The sequence below is a fragment of the Streptomyces sp. NPDC048191 genome (assembly GCF_040652655.1).
Lineage (GTDB): Bacteria > Actinomycetota > Actinomycetes > Streptomycetales > Streptomycetaceae > Streptomyces.
In genome coordinates this window covers 81859-91474 of record NZ_JBEZMO010000009.1, presented here as the reverse complement: position 1 = coordinate 91474, position 9616 = coordinate 81859, and the positions used below count along the sequence as shown (strand labels likewise).

Genomic DNA, 9616 nt, shown 5'->3' with positions numbered 1-9616 from the left:
CCAGGGGTGAGCAGGGGGGATCACGTGAGTCAACCAGTGCCGGCTCCGATCGTGCGGCGGCAGAACGACGAGGACATGCTGGCCGTCCTGCGGGCGGGGGAGTCCTCGCACGCCCGCGCCCGCAGGCTCGCCTCCGCCCACGTCGTGGTGTCCGTGGTCCTGGCCGCCGGAGCGGTTCTCGCGGTCGTGGTTCCGGCCCTGCAGACGGTGCTCACGACAGCCGGCTTCCTGTGGGCGCTCGTGTACGCCGTCGGGGCCGGTTCGTGGACGCAGAGCGAGTTCCGTACGGCCGCGCTGCTGCAGGAGACGTTCGACACCCGGCTGTACGCCATCCCGTGGAACGAGACGCTGGCCGGCGACGCCCCGTCCGCCGACGAGATAAGCCGCCTGGCACGGCGCTACAAGGGGTCGGTGGAGCGGCTGCGGGACTACTACGAGATCCGCGAACTGCCGCGCCCCCTGGACGTACTGTCCTGCATCCTGCAGAACCTCGCCTGGGGCGCGCGCATTCGCCGGCGCTACGCCACCGCGGTCCAGGCCGGTGTCGTCGGGTGGGTCGCCATCGGGGTGGCCGTGGGCGTGGTCACCCGGATGACCCTCGCCTCCCTGCTCACGACGTGGTTCATTCCCTCGCTCGGGCTGCTGCTGCTCGGTGTCGACATCGTGCGCGCCCAGCGCGACACCGCCGCGGCACGCGAACACGCCCGGCAGGTGGTCCTGCGGGAGATGAGGGAACACGCCCGCTCGGGGATGCCCGCGGACCGCGTCCCGGACCTGCTGGTGCTGGCCCGGCAGGCCCAGGACGTGCTGCTGCGCACCCGCCTGGCGCACGCCCGGGTGCCCAACTGGTTCTTCAGGCGGTTCCTGGACAGCGACCGGGCGGACTTCGCCGCCGCCATGGACGAGGTCGGCAGCTGGCTGCCGCAGACCTGAGGGCGGCCGCCGGGCAGGGGTCTCAGATCTCAGAGCCAGTCCCGGCGCTTGAACACCACGTACAGCGTCAGACACACCACACCCATCAGCCCGATCGCGAACGGGTAGCCGAACAGCCAGTGCAGCTCCGGCATGTGGTCGAAGTTCATGCCGTAGATCGTGCCGACGAGGGTGGGCGCGAAGAGGATCGCCGCCCACGACGAGATCTTCTTGACCTCCTCGTTCTGCTCGAACCCCGCCTCCGCCAGCGCCCGCATCTCCGCGTTCTGCTGCTGGGTGACCAAGGTGGCGTTCACCGTGAGGATCTCGGCGAGGGCCTGGCGGAAGCCGTCGACGCGTTCGCTGATGTGGGTCACGTGGTCGGCGACGTCCCGCAGGTAGCGCTGGAGTTCGTCGTCGGTCTCGTACTTGGCGAAGCCGGCCATCAGCCCGTGCAGCATGCCGACGAGCGGACGGGTGGCCCGCTGGAACTCCACCGTCTCGCGGGAGAGTTCGTAGATGCGGCGGGAGACCTCGGGGTCGCCGCGGAAGACCTCGGTCTCGATCTCGTCGATGTCGTTCTGCACCCCCGAGACCACCGGGGCGTAGCCGTCGACGACCGCGTCGAGTATCGCGTACAGCACCGCTTCCGGGCCGAGTTTGAGCAGTTCGGGGCTGTCCTCCATACGGCGGCGGACCGCCGACAGGTCCGGTGCCGCGCCGTGCCGGACCGTGATGACGAAGTCCGGGCCGACGAACACGTGCAGCTCGCCGAAGTCGACCTGCTCCGGCGCGTCCAGATAGCGGGCGGCGCGCAGCACGACGAACAGGGTCTCGCCGTACCGCTCCAGCTTGGGCCGCTGGTGCGCCTCCATCGCGTCCTCGACCGCGAGCGGGTGCAGGCCGAACTCGGCGGCCAGCGAGTGCAGATCGGCGCCGGTGGGCCGGGCCAGCCCGATCCAGGCCATGCCCGAGGGCTGCTCGCGCAGCTCGCGGTAGGTCTCGGCCAGCGTGGCCGGGGAGGAGACACGCACGCCGTCGCGGTACAGCGCCGCCTGGACGATGCTCACCGGCTCGGCGTCCTGTGCCCGCAGGGGCGCGGACGCCTCGGCGACGGGCTGCTGGGGCGGGGGGAGGGCGCGGCGCCAGACGGACCTGCGCCCGCCGTTCCTGCCGTTCTCTCGCTCGGACATCGGCCGCCTCTCCGTCGACTCCGCGTGCGCCCGGCCACTCGCCGGCGACAGGGGACGGGAGAACCCCAGGGGTACGGGAGAAGAAGGATATCCGCGGGGTGCCGGGACGGGCTCGGGCGAGGGTGCAGGGGTTGGGTGAGAGTCGCGGACAGAAGGTGTCCGCGACTCCGGTTAGCGTGCGGGCATGACGAAGACCAGTGCGCAGCGCGGCGCGGCCGAGGCCCCGCTCCTGGACGTCCGCGCCCTCAACCGCGCCACCCTGGAGCGGCAGCTGCTGCTGCGCCGCTCGGCGCTGTCCCCGCTCGACGCCGTGTCGCACCTGCTCGGTCTCCAGGCACAGAACGTCACGCCGCCGTACTACGCCCTCGCCGCACGCCTCGACGGCTTCGCTCCGCAGCGGCTGGCCGCGCTCATGGCCGGCCGCGAGGTCGCCCGGATCGTCACCCTGCGCTCCACCCTCCACACCCACACCGCCGACGACTGCCTCACCCTGCGGCCCCTCGTGCAGCCGGCCCGGGACCGCGAGCTGGGCGCCTTCCGCGGCGGGCTGACCGGCGTCGACCTCGGCCTCCTGGCCGGCCTCGCGCGCGAGCTGGTGGAGGCCGAGCCGCGGACCATGGCCGAGCTGCGGCAGGCCCTGAGCGGCCGGTGGCCGGACGCCGACCCGCGGGCCCTCGCCGTCGCCGCCCGCTGCACGCTGCCGCTGGTCCAGGTCACCCCGCGCGGACTGTGGGGCCGCAGCGGTCAGGTCGCCCTCACCACCGCCGAACACTGGCTCGGCCGCCCGGCCGGGCCGGCTCCGGCACCGGAGAGCCTGGTCCTGCGCTATCTCGCCGCCTTCGGACCGGCGTCCGTGAAGGACATGCAGACCTGGGCCGGACTCACCCGGCTCCGGGGCGCCTTCGAACGGCTGCGCCCCCGGCTGCTCACCTTCCGCGACCCGAGCGGAACCGAGCTCTTCGACCTCCCCGACGCCCCGCGCCCCGACCCGGCCACCCCGGCTCCGCCCCGCTTCCTGCCCGAGTTCGACAACCTGCTGCTCTCCCACGCCGACCGCAGCCGCGTGGTACCGCCCGCATACCGGGGCCGGCACTGGCGGGGAAACCAGGCGTTCCGCACCCTGCTGGTCGACGGCTTCCTGGCCGGCCTGTGGAAGCTGGAGGCCGGCACCCTCGTCATCGAGCCGTTCGCCGAGCTGACCTGCACCCAGCGGGAGGAGGTCACCGCGGAGGGGGAGCGGATGCTCGCGGTCCTGCATCCGCAGTCGTCGTACGACATCCGCTTCGGGACGGTCGTACAGCGGGACGCCTGACCCCTGTGCGATCACCCCCTCTACAGTCACTCCATGGAACTCCGCCAGCTCAGCTATTTCGTCGCCGTCGCCGAGGAGTTGCACTTCGGGCGGGCGGCCGAACGGCTGCACATCGTGCAGTCGGCGGTCAGCCAGCAGATACAGCGGCTGGAACGGGAGCTCGGGGCGGAGCTGTTCGACCGGTCGCCGCGCCGGGTGCGGCTGACCGGGGCGGGGGAGCGGCTGCTGCCCGAGGCGCGGGCGGTGCTCACCGCCGCGGAGAAGGCGCGGGCCGTGGTGGCGGCACCCGCCGGGCTGCGCCTGGGCACCAGTACCGGGCTCGGCGCGCATCTGGACCGGGTGCTGGCCGCGTTCGCCGAGCGGGCGCCCGAGGTGGCGGTGGAGCTGTTCTCCCTGCCGGCCGGCGAGCGGCTCGACCGGGTGGCGGCGGGCCGGCTGGACGCCGCGTTCGTCAGGGCGGTCGAACCCCGGCCCGGCGTACGGGTGCTGCCCCTTTGGGCGGATCCGCTGGTCGCCGCCCTGCCGGCCGCGCATCCGCTCGCGGCGCGGGACGAGGTCGACCTCGCCGACCTCGCCGGGCTGCCCCTCGCCCTCACCCCGCGCCGCAACAACCCGGCGCTCGTGGACCTGGTGCTCGGCGCCTGCCGGGGCGCGGGGTTCGAGCCGGTGCCCGGACCGGCCGGCGGCACCCTGCACGACACCCTCGCCACCATCGGCGCCCGGCCTTTGTGGACGGTCGTCTACGCCTCCCACGCGCGCGTGCTGGCCACGCCCCGGGTGGCGTACGTGCCCTTCCGCGCACCCGGCCTGGCCCTGGCCACCGGTCTCGCGGTGCCCGCCGCCGACCCCTCCCCGCACCTGGAGAAACTGCTCCTGGCCTGCGGTGATCACCAAAGCTGATCGCTGCGGTCGCGGACTGCCCCTTGGTCACGGACGTGCGCCGCGATGGACTGGTCCCACCGAACAGGGACACCGTCCAAGGGAGTTCAGCCATGCCGATCGTCACCATCCAGCAGGGCCCGCGCGATGTCGAGCTCAAGCGGGAGCTGGTCAAGCGGGTCACCGACGCCTTCGTCGACGCGTACCGGATCCCGGCGGAGAGCGTCCAGGTGTGGATCCACGAGGTCCCGGCGGACAGCTGGGGCGCGGCCGGCAAGCTCACGGCCGACAAGTAGCCCCCGCGTTCCACGGGGGTGAACGTGGAAAGGGGGGCGCTGCGGGCCGCTCGTGGTGGCTCGCAACGCCCCCCTGGCATCTGCCTGAGGGGTGCTCAGGTCTCCCGCTTCCGGGCTAGGCGCCGATCTGCGCGGTCACCAGGTCCGAGAAGGTGGTCAGCCGGGTGTAGACACCCGGGTAACCGGCCTCCGCGCACCCCTCGCCCCAGGAAGTGATCCCTGCCAGGACGCCCCCGATGAGCAGGGGACCGCCGCTGTCGCCCTGGCAGGTGTCTACGCCGCCGGACGTGTATCCGGCGCAAACCATGTCGGTCTGGACGAAGTCCGAACCGTAGGAGCTCTTGCAGCTGGAGTCGGACACGATCGGGACGGTCGCGGTCCGCAGCTGGTTGGAGGAGCTGCCGTTCTCCGAGGTGGTCCCCCAGCCGAGGATCCGGGCCGTGGTGCCGGCCGCGTACACGCCCGTCCGGGAGGAGGAGACGTACGACACCGGGGTGTACGGCATCGACGTCGACAGGGTCAGGACCGCCACGTCGTCGCCGTTGGTGGCGTCGGTGTAGTCCGGGTGCACCCAGATCCTGCTGACCTTGCCGACCGTGCCGTCGGTGCCGTTCAGATAGGTCCGGCCGCCGACCACGCGGATGCTGCCGGTGGACTCGCCGGCCATGCAGTGCGCGGCCGTCACGACCTTCTTGGCGGACACCAGGGTGCCGCCGCAGAACTGGTTGCCGGACGCGTCGGTGATCTGCACGACGAACGGGTAGGCCGCCGTCGTGGTGGTCGTACCGCCGACGATGGGCTGGGGGGCGGCGCTCGCCGTGGGGGAGGCGAGCAGCGCCGTCGTCGCGGCGGCGGTGGCCACCAGGCTCGCGACGGTCTGTCTTGCACGTCTGGGCCCGAACATGAGTCTCCTCAGTGGGGGTTGCACCGGTGGGGGGTCGCACGGGCGTGGGTTGTGCACGGGGGTCGCGGGACCGACCCCCGTATGCCCGGGCGAGCGGCACGCCCCTTACGCTAGGACCCGGATCCCTCGGCTCCCAATGAGGGAACCCCCTAGGGGGTTGGGTGAGGGAAAACCCTCGGTCCGGCTCAGTTAACCGGCCGCGTTCTCACTTCGCGCGGCGAGCGGCCGCCAATCGGACGATGTCCACCCGCGACCGGATCCCCAGCTTGCGGTATACCCGGGTCAGGGTCGCCTCCACCGTCTTGACGCTGATGAAGAGCCGCGCGGCGATCTCCCGGTTGGTGGCGCCCTCCATGACGAGCGCGGCGACCTGACGCTCCATCGCCGCCAGCGCGTCCAGCGCGTCCAGCGCCTGCGGCACGGCCAGCGCCGGTTCCGGCTCGGGCGTGGTGAGGGATTCGTCCACCTGGCGCAGCCACGGCAGCGCCCGGCAGCGGCGGAACAACCGGGTGGCCTCGTCGAACCCGCCGGGCCCCGGGCGCCTGGGGCGCAGCCGGGCCAGCGCGAGCGCGGCCCGCGCCTCCTCCAGCCCGTAACCGAGCTTGCCCAGCCGGTCCCGGGCGGAGGTCAGCTGGGCCACGGCCGCCTCCAGCTCGCCCCGGGCGGCCCGCGCCAGGGCCTCGGAGCGGTCCAGCACGGCGATGACGCTCTCCCGGCCGAGCCGCAGGGCGTGCTCGCGGCTCACGTCGATGACGTCCTGCGCCTCGGCCGGTTCACCGATCCGGACCAGCGCCTCGGCGAGGTCGCCCTGCCAGCGGCCGCGCGCCGGGTCGGTGATGCCGAGCCCCAGCTCCAGCCGGCGCACCCGGCGCAGCGAGCGGACCGTGCCCGCCGGGTCCCCGGCCACCAACTGGGCGTACCCGAGCGCGCCCAGGGCCCGGGAGAGGTACATCTGGTCGCCGTCCTCCTCGGCGTGCTCGACCGCCTCCCGGGCGAGGGAGAGGGCCCGGTCCACATCGCCGCCGGAGGCCTCCGCGAGTGAGGTGAGCATCGCCGAGGCGGTCTCACCGATCCCGGAGTCCCGGGCGAGGCGCAGGCTCTCGCGGGACAGCTCCAGGGCGCGCCCGCAGTGCCCGGCGCGCAGTTCGGTCTCGGCGAGGCCGCGCAGGAAGTGCACCTCGCTCTCCACCGAGCCGCGCCGGCGCACCTCCCGCAGCAGCGCGGTGACCGTGGCCCGGGCCTCGGCCAGCTGGTCGCCCATGACCAGCCAGCGGAACCGGGCGCTGCCCGCCCCGTTGTGGTGCCAGGCCACCCTGGGGTCCTGAGGCTCCTTCAGGGCGCGTTTGATGGTCCGGGGCGCCTCCGGATGGCCCATCAGGGTCTCGGTCTGCGCCTGGAAGGCGAGGGAGAGCAGTTCGGTGCGCCGGTCCTTGCCGCGCGCGGCCAGTTCGGCGGCGTGCGCGGCGGCTTCGCGGGCCTCGGTGAAGTCACCCTCCACGATCAGCGCCCGCCAGGCCAGCTGGTAGTGCACGAGGGCCAGCAGCCGGGGGTCGTCGCCGGCGTCGGCGAGGGCCTGCGGGAAGACCGCGTCGACTTCGGCCATGGTGTGACCGGCGCTGTCGATGACGATCATCCAGGCCCGCACCCGGTCGGCGGGCACGCCCGCCCGGGCCAGCACCTCGCGGGCGATGTCCCGGGCCAGGTCGATCTCGCCCGCGGTGATGGCGTCCTCGGCGGCCTGCAGCCGGCGCTCCTCCTGGCTCGGCACGCCCTCGGCGGGGGTGTGCCGGGCGGCCAGCAGCCCCAGGTTCGCGGCGACCGACGGGGCACCGCGGTCCCGCGCGAGGGCGGCGGCCTCCGCGAGCCGGGCGGCCACCTCCGGGTCGGGGCCGGTGCCGGTGCTGGCGAGGGCCAGGTGCCGGGCGCGTTCGATCGGGTCGGAGGCGGCCGTGGACAGCGCCGCGTGCGCCGCGCGCCGCTCGTGCACGGGCGTCTCCGCGTACAGCGCGGCGGATATCAGCGGGTGCGCGAACCGTACGGCAGGGGCGTCGGGCCCGGTGGCCAGCAGCCCCAGTTCGGCGGCCTGCGCGCACTCGGCCTCGGCGTTGGTCCGGCCGGCCGCGTGCAGCAGGGCCGGAGTGGGACGGGCGCCGGCGCTGGCCACCAGCAGGGTGCGGCGCGCCTCGACCGACAGCATGTCCAGCCGGCTGAGCACCAGGGCCCGCAGCGAGGTCGGCACCGGCAGCGGCTCGCCCGGCCGGGGCGGGGTGGGGCTCTCGGCCAGGGCACGGCCGAGTTCCAGCGCGAACAGCGGGTTGCCGCCGCTGGTGCGGTGGATCTCGCGGACGGTGGAGCGCGTCAGGCAGCCGTGGCCGCGGTGATCGAGCAGCTGGGCGACCTGGGCGCGGGAGAGCGGGCCGAGCCGGACCGCGAGGGTGCCCGGCGGGCAGGCGCGCAGATGACGGTCGTACTCCTGGCTCTCCTGGCCCTCGGTGCGGACCGCGCACAGCAGCTGCACCGGGGTGCCCTCCAGGCGGCGGGCGGCGAAGCCGAGCAGTTCGGCGCTGGCCGGGTCCAGCCACTGCAGGTCGTCGGCGACGACGAGGACGCCGCCCCGCGCGGCCAGCGCGCGCAGCGCGGAGAGCACCGCGAGGCGCAGGGCGAGGCCGTCGCGCTGGAGGCTGGACTCGCCGCGGCCGGTGAGCGCCGACTCCAGGGCGGTGCGCTGGGCGACGGGCAGCCGGGGGGAGACGTCGTCGAGGACCAGGCCGAGGAGGTCGGCGAGGGCCAGGAAGGGGAGATGGGATTCGGACTCGGTGGCGGAGCAGCGCAGCACGGTGCGCGCGGTGGCGCCGTATTCCTCGGCCAATGCCCGCAGGACGGTGGATTTCCCTATTCCGGCGGGACCGTGGAGCAGCACGCTGCCGCCCGAGGCGAGTTGGTCACGGGCGCCGGCGAGCAGGTCCTCGCGGCCGATGACCAGGTCGGGGTGGCACCTGGCAGGCTCCTGGAAGTCCCGTCGCACGGTCACCGCTCCCCTCGTGTGTCGTGTCCGGGCCAAATTCTAGGCAACGATCCTTGAAATTCGGACGGAAGCCGTGGTGAGGGAAATAACAAATGGTCAAGCATGAGGAAATTCAAGGCGTCTCCGCTTGAATGGCAGGTTTCCCCGGGCCTGTCTCCGCTGCCCGTGTTCACGGCAGCAGCCCCGCCGCGCGAGCCGCGGTCACCGCCTCCCCTCGGGTGTGCGCGCCCAGCTTCCGCATCGCCGAGCGCAGATAGCCCTTGACCGTCTCCGCGCCGAGGCCCAGCCGCTCGGCCACGGCCGCGTTGGTCGCCCCCGCCGCCACCCAGGACAACACGTCGAGTTCCCGTGGCGCCAGGGTCACACCACCGGATCGTGGTGGTGCCGTCAGCAGACCGCAGGCCGCCAGCAGTTCGGCCCGCAGCCCCGGATCGGTGATCCGGGGCGCCAGGGCCCGCAGCGCCGCGTGCGCCTCGCGCACCTGCTCCCAGGCCGCACCCCGGTCCGTGCCGGCCGGCTCCGGCCGGGCCGCCGCCAGCAGCCCCCGCGCCTCGTCCCGCACCACCAGCACCTGCTCCACGTCCCGCGCGACGGCCATGGCCGCGCCCAGCGTGCGGTCGCCGAGCGGCCGGGGCGAGCGCAGCGCGCCGTAGAGCACACCGCGCACCCTGCGGCGCACCACCACCGGCACCGCGAGCACCGAGCGGATGCCCTCCGCGGCCACCGGCACGTCGTACTCGTGACTGATCTGCCGGGAGCTGGAGTAGTCCGTCACCGCGCACGGCCGGGCGAGCGCCACCGCCTTGCCACCCAGCCCGTTGCCGGAGGTCACCGCGAGCGAGCGCAGGGCGGCCGTGGTCGTGCCGCTCAGCTCGCTGATCCGGATCCGCGGCCGGCCGGACTCGACCAGGCCGCCGAAGGCGACGGGAAGCCCCGTCGCCCGCCGCAGCCGGGCCAGCGCACCGCCGATCTCCACCGTCCCCGCCGCGTCTGCCGTCACCAGTTCGCTCCTTCTGCCGTCCCCACCCCCGTTCGGGGGTAGTGAGAGCTGCATCACGGATTAGACGATGCCAGAGAGCCGCCCGGCAATGGTCC

General features: G+C 73.9%; 8 protein-coding genes. 4 read left to right on the top strand and 4 right to left on the bottom strand.

Features of this window, described 5'->3' with window-relative positions:
* Positions 1-24 precede the first annotated feature (24 nt).
* Positions 25-933 carry an S-4TM family putative pore-forming effector gene (locus AB0D93_RS17370; protein ID WP_362120045.1) on the top strand — a complete coding sequence of 303 codons (909 nt, stop codon included), beginning with the start codon at positions 25-27 and terminating at the stop codon, positions 931-933.
* A gap of 29 nt (positions 934-962) precedes the next feature.
* On the opposite strand, the gene AB0D93_RS17365 is transcribed toward AB0D93_RS17370, so the two are convergent.
* A complete protein-coding gene (locus tag AB0D93_RS17365; protein WP_362120043.1) occupies positions 963-2105 on the bottom strand; it encodes a magnesium and cobalt transport protein CorA in 1143 nt (380 codons plus the stop codon).
* A gap of 184 nt (positions 2106-2289) precedes the next feature.
* On the opposite strand from AB0D93_RS17365, the gene AB0D93_RS17360 reads away from it, so the two are divergent.
* The 3 genes from AB0D93_RS17360 to dmpI are packed head-to-tail and all read left to right on the top strand — an operon-like array spanning position 2290 to position 4592.
* Positions 2290-3417 carry a winged helix DNA-binding domain-containing protein gene (locus AB0D93_RS17360; protein WP_362120041.1) on the top strand — a complete coding sequence of 376 codons (1128 nt, stop codon included), beginning with the start codon at positions 2290-2292 and terminating at the stop codon, positions 3415-3417.
* Between the two features lie 33 nt (positions 3418-3450).
* The gene (locus AB0D93_RS17355; protein ID WP_362120039.1) at positions 3451-4317 is read left to right on the top strand and encodes a LysR substrate-binding domain-containing protein; all 867 of its coding nucleotides are present in this window, start codon (positions 3451-3453) and stop codon (positions 4315-4317) included.
* Between the two features lie 50 nt (positions 4318-4367).
* Positions 4368-4592 (top strand): 4-oxalocrotonate tautomerase DmpI, encoded by a 225-nt coding sequence (gene dmpI / locus AB0D93_RS17350; protein ID WP_362120377.1) that lies wholly within the window; start codon positions 4368-4370, stop codon positions 4590-4592.
* A 115-nt stretch (positions 4593-4707) separates the two neighbouring features.
* Here dmpI and AB0D93_RS17345 read toward each other — a convergent pair whose 3' ends face one another.
* The 3 genes from AB0D93_RS17345 to AB0D93_RS17335 all read right to left on the bottom strand — a co-directional run bounded on the left by AB0D93_RS17345 (position 4708) and on the right by AB0D93_RS17335 (position 9521).
* Entirely contained in the window at positions 4708-5496 is a 789-nt protein-coding gene (locus AB0D93_RS17345; RefSeq protein ID WP_362120037.1) for a serine protease, read from the bottom strand.
* A 205-nt stretch (positions 5497-5701) separates the two neighbouring features.
* Positions 5702-8527: a LuxR family transcriptional regulator gene (locus tag AB0D93_RS17340; protein ID WP_362120035.1), complete on the bottom strand. Its 2826-nt coding sequence runs from the start codon at positions 8525-8527 to the stop codon at positions 5702-5704.
* 163 nt (positions 8528-8690) lie between these two features.
* The gene (locus AB0D93_RS17335; RefSeq protein WP_362120033.1) at positions 8691-9521 is read right to left on the bottom strand and encodes a helix-turn-helix transcriptional regulator; all 831 of its coding nucleotides are present in this window, start codon (positions 9519-9521) and stop codon (positions 8691-8693) included.
* Positions 9522-9616 lie beyond the last annotated feature (95 nt).

Coding starts and splice junctions, on each gene's coding strand:
- AB0D93_RS17365 (WP_362120043.1), bottom strand. CDS start 2,105: ATGTCCGAGCGAGAGAACGGCAGGAACGGCGGGCGCAGGTCCGTCTGG.
- AB0D93_RS17360 (WP_362120041.1), top strand. CDS start 2,290: ATGACGAAGACCAGTGCGCAGCGCGGCGCGGCCGAGGCCCCGCTCCTG.
- AB0D93_RS17355 (WP_362120039.1), top strand. CDS start 3,451: ATGGAACTCCGCCAGCTCAGCTATTTCGTCGCCGTCGCCGAGGAGTTG.
- AB0D93_RS17345 (WP_362120037.1), bottom strand. CDS start 5,496: ATGTTCGGGCCCAGACGTGCAAGACAGACCGTCGCGAGCCTGGTGGCC.